General features: G+C 60.2%; 17 protein-coding genes. All 17 read left to right on the top strand.

Going from position 1 to position 18,200, the window contains the following annotated elements; all coding sequences use genetic code 11:
- Positions 1 to 106 precede the first annotated feature (106 nt).
- Positions 107 to 1,474 (top strand): ABC transporter substrate-binding protein, encoded by a 1,368-nt coding sequence (locus ACE4YL_RS06920; protein ID WP_461358566.1) that lies wholly within the window; start codon positions 107 to 109, stop codon positions 1,472 to 1,474.
- A gap of 62 nt (positions 1,475 to 1,536) precedes the next feature.
- On the top strand, positions 1,537 to 2,454 hold the full coding sequence (locus tag ACE4YL_RS06915) for a carbohydrate ABC transporter permease (protein WP_461358565.1): 918 nt from the start codon (positions 1,537 to 1,539) through the stop codon (positions 2,452 to 2,454).
- On the top strand, positions 2,455 to 3,342 hold the full coding sequence (locus tag ACE4YL_RS06910; RefSeq protein ID WP_461358564.1) for a carbohydrate ABC transporter permease: 888 nt from the start codon (positions 2,455 to 2,457) through the stop codon (positions 3,340 to 3,342).
- Positions 3,343 to 3,347: 5 nt separating this feature from the next.
- Positions 3,348 to 4,484: an ABC transporter ATP-binding protein gene (locus ACE4YL_RS06905; RefSeq protein ID WP_461358563.1), complete on the top strand. Its 1,137-nt coding sequence runs from the start codon at positions 3,348 to 3,350 to the stop codon at positions 4,482 to 4,484.
- 209 nt (positions 4,485 to 4,693) lie between these two features.
- Entirely contained in the window at positions 4,694 to 5,422 is a 729-nt protein-coding gene (locus ACE4YL_RS06900) for a GntR family transcriptional regulator (protein WP_461360373.1), read from the top strand.
- A 22-nt stretch (positions 5,423 to 5,444) separates the two neighbouring features.
- Positions 5,445 to 6,371 carry a carbohydrate ABC transporter permease gene (locus tag ACE4YL_RS06895; RefSeq protein ID WP_461358561.1) on the top strand — a complete coding sequence of 309 codons (927 nt, stop codon included), beginning with the start codon at positions 5,445 to 5,447 and terminating at the stop codon, positions 6,369 to 6,371.
- 15 nt (positions 6,372 to 6,386) lie between these two features.
- Positions 6,387 to 7,217, top strand: a complete 831-nt coding sequence (locus ACE4YL_RS06890) for a carbohydrate ABC transporter permease (protein ID WP_461358560.1) — start codon at positions 6,387 to 6,389, stop codon at positions 7,215 to 7,217.
- A 23-nt stretch (positions 7,218 to 7,240) separates the two neighbouring features.
- Positions 7,241 to 8,485, top strand: coding sequence for an ABC transporter substrate-binding protein (locus ACE4YL_RS06885; RefSeq protein ID WP_461365637.1), 1,245 nt, complete (start codon positions 7,241 to 7,243; stop codon positions 8,483 to 8,485).
- 75 nt (positions 8,486 to 8,560) lie between these two features.
- A complete protein-coding gene (locus tag ACE4YL_RS06880) occupies positions 8,561 to 9,559 on the top strand; it encodes an ADP-ribosylglycohydrolase family protein (protein ID WP_461358558.1) in 999 nt (332 codons plus the stop codon).
- A complete protein-coding gene (locus tag ACE4YL_RS06875; protein ID WP_461358557.1) occupies positions 9,556 to 10,305 on the top strand; it encodes a class I fructose-bisphosphate aldolase in 750 nt (249 codons plus the stop codon). The genes ACE4YL_RS06880 and ACE4YL_RS06875 overlap by 4 nt, the downstream gene beginning before the upstream one ends.
- Positions 10,302 to 11,327, top strand: coding sequence for an alcohol dehydrogenase catalytic domain-containing protein (locus ACE4YL_RS06870; protein WP_461358556.1), 1,026 nt, complete (start codon positions 10,302 to 10,304; stop codon positions 11,325 to 11,327). Before ACE4YL_RS06875 ends, ACE4YL_RS06870 begins: the two co-directional genes overlap by 4 nt.
- A 2-nt stretch (positions 11,328 to 11,329) precedes the next feature.
- Entirely contained in the window at positions 11,330 to 12,706 is a 1,377-nt protein-coding gene (locus ACE4YL_RS06865; RefSeq protein WP_461358555.1) for a xylulokinase, read from the top strand.
- Positions 12,703 to 13,878 carry an MFS transporter gene (locus ACE4YL_RS06860; protein ID WP_461360449.1) on the top strand — a complete coding sequence of 392 codons (1,176 nt, stop codon included), beginning with the start codon at positions 12,703 to 12,705 and terminating at the stop codon, positions 13,876 to 13,878. The genes ACE4YL_RS06865 and ACE4YL_RS06860 overlap by 4 nt, the downstream gene beginning before the upstream one ends.
- Positions 13,866 to 14,759: a cobamide remodeling phosphodiesterase CbiR gene (gene cbiR / locus ACE4YL_RS06855; RefSeq protein ID WP_461358553.1), complete on the top strand. Its 894-nt coding sequence runs from the start codon at positions 13,866 to 13,868 to the stop codon at positions 14,757 to 14,759. Before ACE4YL_RS06860 ends, cbiR begins: the two co-directional genes overlap by 13 nt.
- Positions 14,760 to 14,950: 191 nt before the next feature.
- The gene (locus ACE4YL_RS06850; protein ID WP_461360448.1) at positions 14,951 to 16,558 is read left to right on the top strand and encodes a peptide-binding protein; all 1,608 of its coding nucleotides are present in this window, start codon (positions 14,951 to 14,953) and stop codon (positions 16,556 to 16,558) included.
- Between the two features lie 67 nt (positions 16,559 to 16,625).
- Positions 16,626 to 17,585, top strand: coding sequence for an ABC transporter permease (locus ACE4YL_RS06845; protein WP_461358551.1), 960 nt, complete (start codon positions 16,626 to 16,628; stop codon positions 17,583 to 17,585).
- A 10-nt stretch (positions 17,586 to 17,595) separates the two neighbouring features.
- The coding region (locus tag ACE4YL_RS06840; protein ID WP_461369422.1) for an ABC transporter permease at positions 17,596 to 18,200 on the top strand (605 nt) is incomplete at its 3' end.

Below are 18,200 nucleotides of genomic sequence, written 5' to 3'. Positions count from 1 at the left end.
GGTCCCTGGCTATAATTTTACAATGAGAACGCGTTCTCACTTTTCCAACGACTCGGGTCGCACTGCAAGACCGATGTTATGCAAATTCAAGGAGGTATTGCTGGCGATGAAACGAGCTGTTTTGGCTTTGCTGCTCGTCGCCGCCTTCCTGGTTGCGTGGCACGTAGGGGTTGCGGCGAACGAGGTAATTACCATCAGGGCTTGGACCGTAGGTCCCGACACACCCGCCTTTCACCGCGCAGAGAACCTGATTGCCGCAGCGGAGCGCCTCAACCAGATCTTGGAGGCGGCTGGGGCGGATCTGCGCGTCGAAGTGGAGGCGGATTTTTGGACCGATTCTTGGGACAGCTTCCGGCGCAGGATCATCCTCACCGCTGAGGAGGGGGATCCCGCGATCATGCCGGATATCATCCTCTCCAGCCACATGGACATCCCCGTGTGGGCTGAAGCAGGCTGGATTGCACCTCTAGATCACTACATTGCCCAGTATTGGGAGGGAACCTATCAAGACTTCTATCCGCACCTGTGGGATGCGGTCTCCTATGGCGGCCAGATCTACGGAGTGCCCCAGGATATTGAGGTGCGCATGGTCTACTACCGCAAAGACCACTTGCGGGCCTTAGGCTGGAGCGAAGAGGAGATTGCCAGCCTCCCCCAGAGGGTGGCCAACAAGGAGTTTCTCCTAACGGATCTGCAGGAGCTGGCCCAGGCCATGCAGGAAGCTGGCCTGGTGGATTACGGCCTGCTGCACAGACCCACCGAGGGCCCGGATTTCTTCCAGTTCGTGGTGGCCTTTGGCGGTGAGTACTATGACTCCGCAAGCGGCAAGTTGATCGTGGATCGGGCTGCTCTCCGGCAGACCCTGGAGTTTTTCGCAGACAACGTGCACAAGTACAAGATTACGCCCAGCGGCATGACCACCTGGCCCTGGCCGGCGGTGCATCGGGCCACCGCGGAAGAGGGCAGTGCCGGGGTGAATATCACCGGCGGCATGTGGAACTGGGCCGAGTGGCAGCGGGATCTGGGCATCCCCGAAGGGGAGCTCTGGGAGAACCTCACCTGGAGTTTGATCCCCGCGGGCAGTGAAGCGGGCAGGCCCAACCAGCTGGGCCATCCGGTAGCTTACATGGTTACCCAGCTCAGTGACAAGAAAGACCTGGCTTTTCTTTTGATCACCATCGCTTCTGATGTGGATCTCAACACCAGGCATTCCCTGGCCGCGGCGAAACTGGCCATCAGAAGGTCCCAGACCGCTTTTGCCCCCTTTGTGGAAAGTGAGTTTCTCGCCGCAGCCAGTGAGCTGCTGCCCCAGCAGATCTTCATGGCCGCGCATCCGGCCTCCGGACACTACGCCACTGTGCTCCACGAGGCCATCAGCGGTGTGGAGGTGGGCGCGCTCACGCCGGATGAGGGCGTTGAGCTCATCGTCCAGAGGATGCAGCAGGTGGCCGGGGAAGATGTGCTGGTCCGCTAAGCAACAGGGAAGCAGGCGGGGGACTCTAGGCAGTCCCTCGCTTCGCCAAGTGAGGTGAGGAGATGGCAAGGCGCAGCCGCTTTCTGATTTTCCTGCTCCTACTTCCAGCCCTGCTGATCACCGCCGTCTTTTACCTGGTCCCGGGTCTGCTCACCGGGGCCATGAGCTTTACGGAGATGAACCACCGTTTGATCTGGGAGTTCGCGGGCTGGAAGAACTACGTGCAGATCTTTAAAGATACCATTTTGAGCAGGGTGTTTTGGAATACTGTTTTGTATGTGTTCGGCACCCTTTTACTTTTCAACGTCAGCTTCGGCTTGCTTCTAGCCCTGGCCACCTCGTATATCTCCGAACGGCACAGTGAGAAGGTGAGCCTCTTTTTCCGGGCGCTGTGGCTTTTGCCCCGCTTCACCCCGCCCATTGTCTACGGGGTAATTTGGCTTTGGATCTTGGATCCCACCCGCCACGGGCTTTTGAACGGCCTTTTGGATCTTTTCGGACGCAGCCCCGTCAGCTGGCTCAGCGAGTTTCCCAAGGCGGTAATCATCATCACCAACGGCATCATCGGAGCGTCCTTTGGGATGATCCTTTTCTACTCCGCCATCACCTCCATTTCCCAGGAGTACAACTGGGCCGCCGCGGTGGACGGGGCGGGCTGGCTGGGCCGGGTGCGCCACATTACCCTGCCCCTCGTGCGCTGGCAGCTGCTTTTTGTCACTGCCTACCAAACCCTTTCCCTTTTGACTTCCTATGAGTACATTTTGATCCTGACGGGCGGGGGACCCTTTTACCGGACCACGGTCTGGTCGCTCTACGCCTACAACCAGGCCTTCGGCGGCTACTACGCCTCCTACAACTTCGGCTACGCCACCGCGCTCACCATGGTGCTGGTGCTCTTCAGCGCAGTTGCTTCCATTATATATTGGCGCATCTTCCGCTTCCGGGAGATGATGGGCGAGCCCAAGATTGAGGTGATGTAGATGGCTAAAGAGCCTCTCAGCCAAGCAGCCTTGGGCCGGGCCGCCAAGAGGGAGCGCCGCCGGGAGCGTCTGCTCACTTGGGGCATCTATGCCTTTTTGGTCTTGGCTTCGCTGCCCCTCCTTTGCGGCTACGGCTGGTTGGTTTTGAACTCCTTCAGCGACAAGCTCGTCTACGGGGTCATTCCCCAGAGGTGGACCCTGAAGAACTTCCGCTTTTTGTGGGAACTGCCAGGCAGGTACTACCCTGATCTTTGGCGCACCACTTGGAACACTCTGCTTTTGGCCTGCGGCATGACGGTGCTGATGATCCTGATTGCCACGCCCACCGCTTACGTGATCGCCCGCCTCAAGTTCAGGGCCCGGGGTTTTCTTTTGGCTTCCACCCTTATCCTCCACTCTTTTCCGGGGATTACACTGCTCATCGCTTTGTACTATGTACTCAGGAGCCTGGGGCTGCTCAACAGCATCGTGGGGGTGCTGCTGGTCAAGACGGGGCTGATGCTGCCTTTGGGGATTTGGATCATGAAGGGCTTTTTCGACGGGGTGCCCTGGGATCTGGAGATGGCGGGGTTGGTGGACGGGGCTTCTAGGCTGAAGACGCTGTGGAAGATTGTGCTGCCCCAGGTGAAACCGGGTATTGCCGCGCTGGCCATTTTCTCCTTTTTAAATGGCTGGTCAGAGTACATCTTTGTGATCACCTTTCTCCAGAACAAAGAGAGCTGGACCCTTTCCAGCTATGTGAACTCCATTGTGGGCGACTTCCAGTTCCTGGACTATGGCTTACTGGCGGCCACGGCACTCTTTTACATCCTGCCGGTTCTGCTCTTTTTCCTCTTTACCCAGAAGTACCTGATGCAGGTGAGCATCGGTGGAAGGAAAGGAGGCTGATCTAGGTGGCCAATGTCCGACTAAAGAACATCACCAAGCGGTTTGGCTCAGTGACCGCGGTCAATAACGTTTGTTTGGATATACCCCACGGGAAGGTCACAGCTCTCCTGGGCCCAAGCGGCTGCGGTAAGACCACCATACTGCTCATGCTGGCGGGGATCTACAAACCCACGGAGGGTGAAATCTACTTCGACGATCTTCAGGTGAACGGCATCCCGCCCCAGCTGCGCAATGTGGGGCTGGTCTTCCAAAGCTACGCCCTGTACCCCCACATGACCGCCTTTGAGAACATCGCCTTTCCCCTGAAACTCAAGAAGCTGCCCAAGGCGGAGATCCAAAAAAGAGTGGAGGAAATCGCGGAGGTCGTGCAGATCGGAGATCTCCTGGATCGGAAACCAGGGCAGATGTCAGGCGGACAGCAGCAGCGGGTGGCTCTCTGCCGGGCTTTGGTGAAAAAGCCGGATCTTTTGCTTTTGGATGAGCCTTTGAGCAATCTGGATGCCCGGCTGCGCCTGGAGACCAGGGCGGAGATCAAGCGCATCCAGCAGGAGCTGGGGATCACCACCATCCTGGTCACCCATGACCAGGTGGAGGCGGTGACCATGGCGGACCAAGTGGCGGTGCTCAAGGCAGGAGTTCTGCAGCAGTACGGAACCCCCAAAGAGCTTTTGGAGCAGCCGGCCAACCTCTTTGTGGCCTCATTTTTAGGGGATCCCCCCATGAATTTGCTCCAAGGGGAGCTGGAGTACCAGGAGGGCCGCTGCTACTTCCGCAGCGGCCGGAGCCTGCGCCTGCCCGTGCCGCCCCTGGCGGCCAAAGGCCTGCAAAAGAGCCCCGGCCAGAAGCTGATCTTGGGCATCAGGCCAGAGCATCTCACCATCACCTGGGAGCGGGGCAGGGCCCCCTGGCGGGGTAAGGTGTTTTTGGTGGAGTTTTTGGGCCGGGATAAGCTTTTGGACTTCCGCTTCGGCGACCAGTCCTTGAGGGTCTTGGTGCCCGCCACCTTCCCGGTGGAGAGGGGGGAGGTTTTGGGGATCGAGCCCCAAGTGGAGCATCTGCACATCTTTGACCCCCAAACGGGGCTGGCCCTTACCGGCCCGCCGGAGGGGCTGCGGGCCTGCAGCGATCATGAACCGGCGTAGCTTACCTAAGTGCCACCTTGGGCAACACAGCCCAGGGTGGCTTTTTTTGTCCAGGCAGGTGGGTGCAAAGTAGGTGTGAAAAATATTCGTTGGGTAAGAAGGACTTGAAGCGGGGGGCACGAATAATGAAGATACAACTTGTACGCACAAGTAGACAACAGGATGTGCCCATGTGTGTATGTGGCGCCTCAGGAGGGTTGTAAACAGCCATGCGCAGTGTCAGCAAGGACAGCGTGATCCCTTTGTACCATCAACTCAAGGAGATTCTGCGGGAACAGATCACCAACCGCACCTACAAACCCCATCAGCAGATTCCCTCGGAACCGGAGCTGCAGAGGATGTACGGGTTGAGCCGGGCCACCATCCGCAAGGCCATCGACGGTTTGGTGCGGGAAGGGCTGGTTTACCGCCGCCACGGTAAAGGTACTTTCGTGGCCGACCCCAAGGACCGCCAGCGGATCACCTTGGATTCCTTCACCGCCAACATGCGGGCCCTGGGTTTTGCCCCTTCCACGGTGGTGCTGGAAAGCAAGCTGCTGAGCGAAGCAGAGCGGGAGCTCGCCCAAAAGCTGGGCCTAGAGCCGGGGGAGCCTGTGGTTAGGCTCAAGCGCCTCCGCTATCTGGACGGGGAGCCGATTCTGCTGGCCACCTCCTATCTACCGGCCCACCTGTTCCCAGGTTTGGAGCGGGAAGAGCTCACCGACTCCCTTTACTTGGTTTTGGTGGAGAAATACGGGGTTACCCCCAGCTGGGGTGAGGACTTCATCGAGCCGGTTATCCTCTCCCAGGCGGAAGCGGAGGTCTTGGGTACAGCGGCGGGCAGCCCAGCGCTTTTGGTGGAGCGCCACGCCTACACTGCGGACAACGATATTGTGGAAATCTGCTTCTCCTTGATTCGCGGCGATAAAGCCAAGTTCTACCTGAAGCACAACGGTTGAGGGGAAAGGGAGGGTACGAGCCGTGCAGGATGCTTATACGCTGGAGGCTAAGGCCAAGCGCCGGAGGGCGCGGAAAAAGGCGGTGCAAAGGGCGCTGGTGGGCTACACCTTTTTGACCCCGGCCTCCGCCATCATGATCTTTTTTATCTTTATCCCGGTGGCCATGGCGTTTTACCTCAGCCTCTTTGAGTGGGATCTGATCAATCCCATGCGCTTTGTGGGGCTCAAAAACTACGCCAGGATCTTCAAGTCCCAAGACTTTTTCATCGCGGTGCGCAACACCTTTTACTTCGTAGGGGTGCAGCTGCCCCTGGATTTCTGCATCTCCTTGGGGGTGGCCCTGCTGCTCAACCAAAAGATCCGGGGACTTTCCTTTTACCGCACCGTCTTTTTCACGCCGGTGGTGACCGCCACTGTGGCGGTGAGTGCGGTCTGGATGTGGCTGTATGACCCCTTTGACGGGCTTTTGAACTACCTACTAAGCTTTGTGGGCTTGGGACCCTACCGCTGGCTCAACGATCCCAAGATGGCCATGCTCTCGGTGATCATCATGAGCGTCTGGAAGGGTTTGGGCTACAACGTGGTCCTCTTCTTGGCGGGTTTGCAGAACATCGATCCCAGCCTCTATGAAGCGGCGGCCATCGACGGTGCCACGCCCAGGCAGCAGTTTTGGTACATCACCCTGCCGCAGCTTTCCCCCACCATGTATTTCGTCTTGATCATGGGGGTGATCAACTCCTTTAAGGTGTTCACCCAGATCGATGTGATGACCCCCGGAGGAGGGCCCTTAAAGAGCACCTTGGTCATTGTCTACCTCATCTACCAGCAGGCCTTTAACTCCTTCCGCTTCGGGGAAGCCAGCGCCCTTTCGGTGCTTCTCTCCTTGTTCATCTTACTGCTCACCTTGCTGCAGCGCCTTTTCTTGGAAAAGCGCGTCCACTACAACTAGAAAGAAGGTCAGGCCATGCGGAGAACGCTTGTGAAGAAGCTCATCATTCATCTGGTGCTCCTTACCCTGGGCGCAGCCATGGTTCTGCCTTTCCTGTGGATGGTCTCCACTTCCCTTAAGGGCTACCACGAGGTGTTTCGCTATCCACCACGCTGGATTCCGGACGAGCCCCAGTGGCGCAACTACCTGGAAGTGTGGAAGCTGGCTCCCTTTGGGCGTTTCTATGTGAACAGCACCATCGTGGCGGTGATCACCACCGCGGGCCAGGTGCTCACCGGCGTTTTGGCCGCCTATGCCTTTGCCCGGATGGAATTCGCGGGCCGGGATCAGATCTTCATGCTCTTTCTGGCGACGTTGATGGTGCCCACCCAGGTCACCCTGATCCCAACCTACATCGTCATGAGCCGCATGGGCTGGATCGATTCCTATAAATCCCTGATCGTTCCCTTTTTGGCCACCGCCTTTTCCGTCTTCCTCCTCCGGCAGTTTTTCCTGACCATTCCCAAGGAACTGGAGGAAGCGTCCATTATGGATGGCTGCTCTAAACTGCGCTTCATCTTCGCGGTGATCATGCCCCTATCTAAACCAGCCATCTCCAGTGTGGCCCTGTTTGGCTTTCTCGGTTCCTGGAACTCTTACCTGTGGCCTCTGATTGTGATCAACTCCAATCAGATGCGCACGCTGCCCATTGGTCTGCGCTACTTCGTATCACAACAGGGAGGGGGGAGTGAGTGGCATTACCTCATGGCGGCCTCGCTCATTGTGATGCTGCCGGTGCTGATTGTCTTCTTCTTAGCCCAGAAGCAGTTTATTGAGGGTATAGCAAAAAGCGGGATTAAAGGTTAGCAATCTTAAGGAGGGACTGTTCAATGAAAAAAGCGGCTGTATTGGTGCTGGCTCTAGCACTGCTTTTGGCCGGAGTGTCCACTGCCCTGGCCAAGACCACCATCACCTTCTGGTACTCCCTGGGCGGGAACGCCGGCCGGGTCTTCCAGGAGATGGTGGCGGAGTTCAACGCTTCCCAGGATGAGATCTTTGTGGATGCCGTGTACACAGGCGGCTACGGCGAAACGGCGCAGAAGGTGACCGCGAGCCTCGCGGCGAACACTCTGCCCGACGGGGGAGTGATCCCTGCGGCGCCGCTCTTCACCGGCCGGGTGGGCAACTACCTGATCGATGAGTACCTGCGGGGCCCCAAGGGTCTGGATATGGACGACTTCTACGAAGAGTTCTGGAACTACAACAAATACGATGGGTGCATCGCCAGCCTGCCCTTCAACAACAGCACTCCCGTCCTTTTCTACAACAAAGACATCCTGCGCCAGGCTGGCCTGGAGCCCAAGGCCCCCGAGACCTGGGATGAGCTGGTGGAAATGGCCATTCATCTCCGGGATTGGGCTGCCCAGGAGCGTCTGCGCAACTTCGTACCTATCAACATGCGCAACCAAGACTGGATGCTCAAGGGCTTCATCCTGCAAAACGGCGGCCAGCTCATGAATGAAGACTACAGCGCAGCCCTGATCAATGAGCCGGAAGCGGTGGAAGCCATCGAGTTCTGGGTCTCCTTGGTTGACCAGGGCCTCATGCCCGCTGGACTGCATGACCGGGCCCGGGACCACTTCATCGCCGGCAACCAGGCATTCCTCTTCGACTCGACCGCGGGTATCGGTACCATTGCCCAGACCGTGGAATTCGACTTTGACACCGCCATGCTCCCCGGCAACAAGCAGAGGGCGGTCACCCTGGGGGGCGCGGCCCTGACCATGTTCCCCTCCACTCCGGAGAGGCAGGATGCCACCTGGGAGTTCCTCACCTGGCTCTTGCAGCCGGAAAACGTGGCTAAGTGGACCGTGCAAACAGGCTATGTGCCCGTGCGCAAGAGCGTGCTGGAAAGCCCTGAGATCCAGCAGCTCTTTGAGGAACAGCCCTACTACCGGGCAGCCTTTGAACAGCTGGAGTATGTGGTCTCCATGGAGCACTTCTGGGAGCTGGGCGCTTTGGACGAATACCTGGTTAACTTGATTTCCCAGGTGGAGTACAAAGCCCAAACTCCCCAAGAGGCCGCGGACGAGCTGGTGAGATTGATGGCAGAGGAGATTGAGCGCAACAGGTAGTACACTTGCGGCAGGCTCCGTCGGATCCCTCTGGCGGAGCCTGTCTTCACCAGGGCAGGGAAGGGAGAAGAGTTTATGAAGGACAAAATCCTCGGTTCATTGGTGGGGGTGGCCCTAGGCGATGCCCTGGGCATGCCCACGGAGTTCATGACCCAGGAGGCCATCCGGGAAGTTTACGGGATGGTCCGGGAGCTGCGGGCCCCCCACCCACAGCACTATCACAGCACTCATCTGGTTAAGGGACAGATCACCGACGATACAGAACAGACCCTGGCCCTGCTTGATGCCTTTTTCCGCCACGGCCGGCTGGATGCGGAGGTCGCGGCGGAGTCTCTGATGGAGTGGGCCCGCGAGAAAAACGTCTTTGGTTCCACTTATCTAGGGCCCAGCTCCAAAAAGGCCCTGCAGCGCTTGCTGGACGGGGAAGACCCGCGGCAGACAGGGTTTTTTGGCACCACCATCGGCGGCGCCATGCGCATGCTCCCCGTGGCCCTGGCCTGCCTGGGAGATCGGGAAAGGGCGGTGCGCACAGCTGCTGAAGTGAGCATGCCCACCCACGGCACCAGCCAGGCCATTTCCGGAGCGGCAGCCTTCGCCTGCGCCCTGGTGGAAAGCTTCGAGCCGGATGCCCACCGGGACTCGATCCTGGAGGCCGCCTGCTGGGGGGCGGAACGGGGGCGGGCCTTTGGCAAGCCTTATCCTGGCCCTTCCCTTGCCAAGCGGATCCGCTGGGCAGTGGAGCTGTCCCTGGCGGCGCCGGATCTTCCCGGCGCGGGGCGGGAGCTTTATGACCTAGTGGGGGTAGATATGGTGCCCCACGAGATCGTACCGGTGGTCCTGGCCCTCTTTGCCCGGCCGGAAGAGCCCATGGAGCGTTTGCTGGCTGCGGTGAATATCGGGGGAGATACGGATACCATCGCCTCCATGCTCGGCGCCCTGCTGGGGGCCCACTACGGCGTGGAAGTGTTTCCTAAGGAAATGTGGAAAGAAATCGAGGCAGTGAACGGAATCGACTTGCAAGAGTATGCCCACCGAGTGTGGCAGTGCACAGCAGATAGGAGGATGCAGACATGAGCGGAAAAGCAGTTCGCCTCAGGCGGATCTTTAAGGAAGATGGCCGGGCTGTGATCAGCGCCCTGGATTTCGCGGGCTTCATGGGCCCCGTGCCCGGGCTGGAGGTGCCGAAGGAAATCACGGCCAAGGTGGTGCGGGGAGGCGCGGATGCCATCATCGCCCATCCCGGCTTTGCCCGGGAGGCCCAGGAGGCCTACGGGGGGAAGGCTGGGCTGATCATGCGCATCACCGGCGGATGCAGCCCCTTTGCACCGGATGCCAGTTACCACCTGCCCACCTGCTCCGTAGAGGAAGCGGTGCGCCTGGGGGCCGATGCGGTCTGCGTGATGGTGATCATGGGTGCACCCCAGGAGCATGCCATGCTGGCCACCCTGGGCAAAACAGCGGAGGAAGCGGCGCGGCTGGGCATCCCCGTTGTGGCGGAGCTCCTTCCCCAGTTTGACCACAGCTACGATCCGCAGTGGGTGGGTGTGTGCGCCCGACTCGGGTTTGAACTGGGCGCGGATGTGATCAAAACCTATTACTGCGGCGACGCCTTCGCCGATGTGGTGAAAAGCTGCCCCATCCCCATCGTCATGGCCGGCGGGCCTAAGAGCGCTGATATCTTCACCAACATCGAAAAGGCCCTGCAGGCGGGGGCCGCGGGCGTGGCCATCGGGCGTAACATCTTCCAGGCGCCGGATCCGGAAGGGTATACCAAAAAGATCGTGGAGCTGGTGCACGGCGGAACGGGTGATGGGAAGTGAAGGCTGCGGTTTACCACGGACCAAAACAGATGACCATTGAGGAAGTGCCCAGGCCCACCATCGGGCCTGAGGAGATCTTGGTGGAGGTTAAGGCCAGCGGGATCTGCGGCACCGATGTGAAGACCTATCTGCGGGGTCACCGCTTTTTCCAGCCCCCCTGCATCTTAGGGCATGAGTTTGCCGGGGTGGTTGCCGAGGTAGGTTCCCAGGTAGAGGGCTTCCAGGTGGGCGATAGAGTTGCGGTTGCCCCCTACGTCCCCTGCGGGTTTTGCCCCCTGTGCCAGGCGGGCCACTACGAGCTCTGCCAAAACAAGAGCGGGGTGGCCAGCGGCGCCTTCACCGAGTTTGTGGCGGTGCCCAAAGAAGTGATCCAGCGGGGTACGGTGCGCCTGCCGAAGGGGATGAGCTTTGCCGCGGGAGCCTTGGCTGAACCGGTGGCCTGCGTGCTCAACGGCCTGGAGGACTGCCGGTTGGAACTGGGGGCAACCCTTTTGATTATGGGGGCGGGGCCCATGGGCCTTCTCGCGGCCCAGGCCACGCTCGCGCAGGGCGCGGGCCAGGTGATCGTCAGCGAGTACAATGAAGCGCGGCTGGCCAAGGCCGCGGAAATCGGGGCCCGGGCTGTGCATCCGGAGAAGGAAGATCTGCTGGAAGTGATCAAGCAAGCCACCGGGGGCGCGCTGGCCCAGGCGGTCTTGGTCTGTGTGGGCACCCGGGAAGCGGTGGAAGAGGCCCAGCGCTATGTGGCGCCGGGCGGGGTGATCAACATGTTCGGCGGTCTGCCCTCAGGCACCGCGGTGAGCATCGATGCGGGACTCATCCATTACCAGCAGGTTTCCCTGGTGGGCAGTTTCGGCTTTACTCATATCCAGTACCGCCGGGCGGTGCAGCTCATGGCCGGTGGGCGCCTGGATGCGGAGCGCCTGATCACCCATACCCTGCCCCTGGAAGAGGCGGAGCGGGGCATCAACCTCTCCGCGGAGCAGCGGGCCCTCAAGGTCATGCTGGTGAATGGGGGATAGCTGTGTACCTGGCGGTGGATATTGGAACCAGCAGCTTAAAGGCGGCCCTCTGTGAGGGAGGTTCCTTTTGGGTGGAGCAGCTCCCCCTGCAGCTGACCCAGGCGGACCCCTGCGCGGAGCAGGACCCCCGGGAGTGGCTCGAGGGCCTGGCGGTTTTGCTGCCCCGCCTCTTGCAGCGGGCGGGGGCCAGCCCGGAGCGGATCCAAGCGGTGGGCCTGAGCAGCCATTCCCCTTCCCTGGTGCCGGTGGACTCCCACTGCCGCCCCCTCTTTCCCTGTCTCACCTGGCGGGACCGCCGGGCGGTGCGCCAGGCGGAAAAGCTCAGGGAGCAGACGGGCGAGTTTTTCGATCCCTCTTTTTTTGAGCCGAAAATGCTCTGGCTGAAGGAGGAACGGCCGGAGATCTACGCCCAAACCAGGGCTTTTCTCCAGCCCAAGGATTTTCTCATCGCCTGGCTCACAGGGGAGTTTGTGATCGATCTGCCCGCGGCCCGCTTCAGCCGGGCCCAGGCCATCGGGGAACTGGAGAGCGGCAAGCTGCCCCGCCCCTGCCCCAGCTGGGAAGTGGTGGGAAAGACCCAAAAGCGGGCCCAGGAGCTGGGCCTCGCCCCGGGGATCCCCGTAGTGGCGGGGGGCATCGATGCCTACGTGGAGGCCCTGGGGGCAGGCCTGGTGGAGGAGGGGCAGTTCGGGGATGCCACCGGAACTTCCACCTGCCTCAGCTGCTGCCTCGGGGAAGGGAGCGGGGTGGAAGGGGCGGTGCCCCATGTGATTCCGGAGCGGGAGCTTTGCATCCTGCCGCTCTCTTCCGGGGGAGGCACTTTGGCCTGGGCCCTCAGGCAGCTGGGCGGCGGGGTACGTTACCATGAGCTGGAGGAAGCCTTACGCGCAGTTCCTCCCGGGGCAGATGGCCTGCTTTTCCTTCCTTATCTTACGGGAGAGCGCAGCCCCCTCTGGGATGAGGGGGCCAAAGGGGTCTTTTTCGGGATCACCGCTGAGCACACCAGGGCCCACTTCCTCCGGGCTGTTCTGGAAGGGTGCGCCCTGGCTATCCGGCACAATGTGGAGCATCTAGAAGCTATGGGTTTAACCCCCCACTCGGCCCGGGCCACCGGGGGAGGTTCCCGGCTTGGGCTGTGGAACCAGATCAAGGCGGATGTTACGGGCCTGACCTATGAGCAGCTGGAACTGGCCGATGGTGCGCTTTTAGGCGGCGCTTTGCTCTGCGCCCTGGCGGTGGAAAAGCGATCCGAAGGAGACCTGGCCCGGGAATATGTGCGCACCAAGCAGGTTTTCACACCCCGCAGGCAGGCTGTGTATGAAGAGCTGTATGCTAAGTACAAGGCACTTTACGCTGCCACGAAGGAGTTAATGCGTTGAGCCCAGGGAAGAGAAATGCTGCACTTATCCTAATTAACACGGCTTTGTTTTTCGCGGGTTATAACGCCATGGTGGCGGTTTTTCCCCTCTATGTGGTTTACCGGGGAGGGGGGGAGGGGGTAGTGGGCCTTTTGGTGGGCCTCTTTTCCCTCAGCGCCGTAGTGCTCCGCTTCTTCCTCACCAAAGCCGCGGAGCGCAGGGGACAGAAGTGGCTTTTGGCCGCGGCGGTCCTTTCCGCGGGCACGGCGCCCCTGCTCTACCTCCTTGACCTGGGCCTTTGGTATCTGGCGGCGGTGCGCATCTACCATGCGGTGAGCCTGGCCGCCTTTATCACCGCCAGCCAGACTGTCCTGGCTGCCTCTGCCCCTCCGGAAAAGCGGGGGCGGCTTTTCGGGCTCTATGGCGTGGTGACGGGCCTGGCCATGGCGGGGGCGCCGAGCCTGGGGCAGTGGGTTTCCGCGAAGTGGGGCTATGCCGCCTTCTTTGTGGGGACGGGCCTTTTGGGCCTGGCCATGGTGCCGGGGCAGGTGCTCCTGAAAGAGCCCCAGGGCGCCGCAGGGCAGGGGCAGGCCGCCGTGCCCTGGCGGGAGGTTTTAGCCAACCGCTGGGTGGTGAGCGCCAGTTTGGGGGTGGCCGCGGCCGCCGCGGCTTTGGGCGGGCTTTCCTCTTTTCTGCCCCTCTACACCCAGAAGCTTGGGCTCACCCAGTTCGGCATTTACTTCGCCGCCTTTTCCCTGGCCTATACCCTGGGGGGTTACGGGGCCGGGGTGCTGTCGGATCGCTTTGGGCGCAGGGCGGTGGTGCTCTGGTCCCTGCCCCTGCTCAGCTTGGGCCTGGTGGGCTTGGTGCGGCTCGGCGGGTATCTTCCCCTTGCGGGCTGCGGGCTTTGCATCGGGTTTGGCTTTGGGGCGGCCAGCACCGCGCTTTTGGTTTTGGTCACCGACAAGACGAAAGAAAGGGAGCGGGCCCAGGCGGTTACTTTTTACAACAACTGCATCGACCTGGGGATGTCCGGGGGAGCCATGCTCCTGGGGGGCGTGGCGGCTCTATCCTACAACCTCCTGTGGATTTTACTGAGCTTGATTACCGCGGCCGGTTTCGCCCTGGTCTTGCTGGGGATGCCCCGGGAGGGCGCGGCACCGGCCCCGGCAGAAGGGAAGTGGCGGAAGTGAAGTTGGGCGTCAACACGGTGGAGCTTTTCAGTGGCGACCACCTGGTCCTCAATGTCCTTGCTGACCTGGACGATCTCAGCCTGGTGGAACAGGTGCAGCGCCTCCACGGGGAGCTGGGGGTGGATCTGGTGGAGCTCCCCGCCAATATGCTGGTGATCTGCCCGCAGCTGTTCACGGAGCGGACTATCAAGGCTCTCGCGGATTACCAGGCCAGATCCGGGGTGGGTTACACGGTGCATCTACCCTTTCGGGGTTTGGATCTTTCCTCCCTGGCCCAGCCCATCTGGGAAGCCAGCGTAGAGAGCTACCGGGAGATCATCCACCGCTTAGAAGAAGAGCTAAAGGTGGAACACTACGTGCTGCACCTTACGGAAGCTTTGCTCAAGCAGGTGGAAGCTAAGGCTCACTGGGGCACAGAGCTTCAGGGAAAGCTGGTTGAGGCCCTCTACGCCAGGGCCAAAAAGGGCCTGGAGCTTCTTTTGGAGACCGCTCCTAGGGAGAAGCTCCTGGTGGAAAACATCAAAAGCGGCTACCAAAAGCCCTTTGCCCTCGCCAGGGAGCTGGAACTTGGGATCTGCTGTGATGTGGGGCATCTCCTCCTGGAGGGTGCCGATCCCAGGCGGGTGGTGGAGGACTACCGGGAGCTGATCCGGGAGTTCCACTTCCACGGAGTGGTGGAGCGCACCCAAAAGGACGGCCGGGCAGCCCTCCAGGATCACCAGGCGGTGGGCCGCAGCGTATTCCCCGTAGACGAGGCCCTGGACCTTTTGCTCGCGGATGATTTCTCGGGCGTGCTCATGATTGAAGTGGGCACCTGGACAGCGGCCGCGGAGAGCGTCCAGGCGGTAAAGGAGTATCTGGCCAGAAAACACAGCGAATGAAGAAAAGCTTTCGATTCACCCCAGGTGGAGACTTCTCCCCTGGGGTTTTTCCAGCTCAAAGGGTTCTTACAATTTTGACAGCTCTCAATTTCGTGGGAAAAGTGCCTGAAAAGGAGATTTTTCACAAGGAATGTGCCCCTAGAGGTAGAATAAAGGAAGGAAGTTACTACCAAACAAGGGAGGGTTACACCTTGCGCAGATGGCTGATGGTTGTGCTTTTGCTGTTGTGTCTATCCGTTGCGGCCGCGGCCCAGGAAGCCCCTAAACAGGGTGGGACGTTCCGCTACGGGATCACGGTGAACCCCCGGGGCATGTTTAACCCCATCCTCTACACTGAGGTGTACGATGGGCTGGTGATCGATGTGGTTTACGACGGCCTGATCTACATCGACCGCAATTTGCAGCCCCAGCCCAGGATCGCCAAGTCCTGGGAGATCTCTGAAGACGGCACAGAGATCACCTTCTACCTCCACGAGGGCATTAAGTTCCACGACGGGGTGGAGCTCACCGCCAAAGATGTGGCCTTTACCTACATGACCATCCTGCACCCCGAGTACACCGGTGTGCGCTACAGCAACTTCAACATGTTGGTGGGGGCCAAAGACTACAAGGAAGGCAAGACCGATACGGTGCCGGGCATTGAGGTCATCGATGATTACACCATCAAGTTCAAGGTGGAAGAGCCCCACGCGCCCCTGCTGGTTTCCTTTGGCTACGGGATTCTCCCCGCCCACCTTTTGGAAGATATCCCCGTGGGCGAGCTGGAGCAGGCGCCCTTCAACCTCAACCCCATCGGCAGCGGCCCCTTCAAGTTCGTGGAGTTTTTGACGGACCAGCACGTGATCTTGGAGGCCAACGAGGATTACTTTTTAGGGCGGCCCAACATCGACACCCTGGTCTACCAGAAGGTGGCCCAGGATGCCATCCCCATCTATCTGCAGCAAAACAGGGTGGACTATGTGGCCATCTCCGCGGATCAGTTCGCTCAGGTGGACGCCATGGAAGGGATTGACACTTACGTCTACGAGGAACTGAGCTACAACTACATCTGCTTCAACATGCGCCAGGAAAGGTTCGCAGACCGGGCGGTGCGCCAGGCCATCACCTACGGCTTTGACCGCCAGACCTATGTGGATATCATCCGGGAAGGCTTCGGGATTGTGGCCAACGCCCCCATGCCCACCGCTTCCTGGGCTTACACCTCCGAGGGCATCGACACCTACGACTACAACCCCGAGCGGGCGGCTGAGCTCCTGGCGGAAGCTGGCTGGCAGCCCGGCCCGGATGGCGTTTTAGAAAAGGATGGCATGCGCTTGGAGTTTGAGTTCCTGGTGCCCGAGGGCAGCCGGCAGACGGAGCAGATGGCCCTGCTCTTCCAGCAGAACATGGAGGATCTGGGCATCAAGGTGAACCTGGTCTTCATGGAGTTCAGCGCCGCGGTGGACCGGGTGGATGCCCGGGAGTTTGACACCTTCACCATGGGCTGGAGCTTGGGCGTGGATCCCGACCCCTACGGGATCTGGCACTCCACATCCCTTTGGAACGACCCCGGCTTTTACAACGACGAATCGGATCGCCTGCTGGAGGCGGGGCGCCGGGAAACGGATCCCGCCAAGCGCAAGGAGATCTACGGGGAGTGGCAGCGGTTGATCAACCGGGAGCTGCCCACCATGTTCCTCAGCTACGGCGTGACCATCAGCGCCGTCAACCAGCGGGTCAAGGGGATCGATACTGACCCTGGGCCTTTAGGTCCCCTGGTGGGCCGGGAGCTGGTGCGCACCATTTGGCTTGAGGATTAGTGCAGTTTAAGGTTTAGGGGTAAGGGAACAGCAGGTTTTCTGCTGTTCCCTTCTAGGAGGTTTTAAGATGTGGCGTTATATCTTAAGAAGGATCTTCGTGCAGGGAATCCCGGTGCTGCTGGGATTCAGCTTTTTCCTCTATTTGGTTGTGACCTTAGCTCCCGGCAGCCCTGTGACCCACCTGCGGGGGGTGCCCAATCTGGACAGTGCGGTGATCGAGCAGCGCAAAGCGCAGCTGGGCATCGATCAGCCCTTTTTGGTGCAGTACCTGCAGTGGCTGGGAAGGATCGTCCGGGGCGATCTGGGCCTGTCCTTTGATTCCGCCCGGCGCCCAGTTGCCGACCTAATTAAGGAAAGAATGCCCGCGACCATCACCCTATCTTTGGCCTCCATCATCCTGGGCTGGGGGATCGGTATTCCCGTGGGCATCCTCTCGGCGCGCTACCAGTATTCCATCTTGGATTACCTGATCACCTTCTTCGCCTTCGTGGGGATTTCCATCCCGAGTTTCTTTTTCGGCTTAATCCTGCTTTATGTTTTCGCCTTGAAGCTGAACGTTTTGCCCGCGGGCGGCTTCTTCCTCGCGGGGGAGGTAAAAACCCTGGCGGGTTACATCTCCTACCTCTGTCTGCCCGCGCTCACCCTGGGGCTGGGCAGCATCGCCGGGGTGGCGAGATACATGCGGGCGAGCCTTTTGGAAGTGATCAACCAGGATTACCTGCGCACGGCCCGGGCCAAGGGCCTTGCCGAGCGCATTGTGATCTACAAGCACGCCCTGCGCAACGCCCTTCTGCCTATCCTCACCCTTTTGGGCTTTATGATCCCCAGCATCTTCTCGGGGGCGGTGATCGTGGAGAGCATCTTCGCCTGGCCGGGGCTGGGATCTTTGGCCATCCAAGCGGTGAACGAGCGCAATTACCCGGTGATCATGGGGATCAACATGATGTTTGCTGTGCTGATCTTTTTAGGCAGCATCATCGCGGATATCTCCTATGCCTTTGCCGATCCCCGCATCCGGTATGACTAGGGGGGAGAACATGGAAGCAGCACTTTACCGGGAACAGCTCTCCTCGGGGAAGAAGATCTGGCGGCGTTTTCGCCGCAACAGGCTGGCGGTGGCGGGCTTGGTGGTCCTGATCCTCTTTGTGCTCAGCGCCATCTTCGCGCCCTGGCTCGCCAAGCACGATCCCAACCGCAACAACTTAAGGGAGCGCAACCAGCCCCCCTCCCGGGAGCATCCCCTGGGGACGGATGATATGGGTAGGGATATTCTCGCCCGCACCCTCTACGGGGGGCGGATCTCCCTGACGGTGGGCCTGGTTTCCGTGGGGATTTCCCTGAGCATCGGCCTCATCTTGGGCTCTTTGGCCGGGTTTTTCGGCGGGATGGTGGATACCTTGATCATGCGCCTGGCGGATATCTTCTACAGCTTCCCCTTCTTGATTCTAGCCATCACCATCGCGGCCATCTTCGGCCCTTCCATCTACAACACCATGATCATTCTCGGTGTGCTTTCCTGGCCGGGGCCCGCGAGGCTCCTGCGGGCGGAGTTCCTCAAGCTCAAAACCACAGACTTCGTTACAGCAGCAACGGGGATCGGGGCCAGCCCCGCCCGGATCATGTTCCGCCATATCCTGCCCAA

It is taken from the genome of Candidatus Darwinibacter acetoxidans (genome assembly GCF_041936445.1).
In the GTDB taxonomy this organism is placed as follows: Bacteria; Bacillota; Limnochordia; order Darwinibacteriales; family Darwinibacteriaceae; genus DTU010.
The sequence above is the reverse complement of the archived record's forward strand: the minus strand, read 5'-3'. Positions and strand labels throughout refer to the sequence as shown.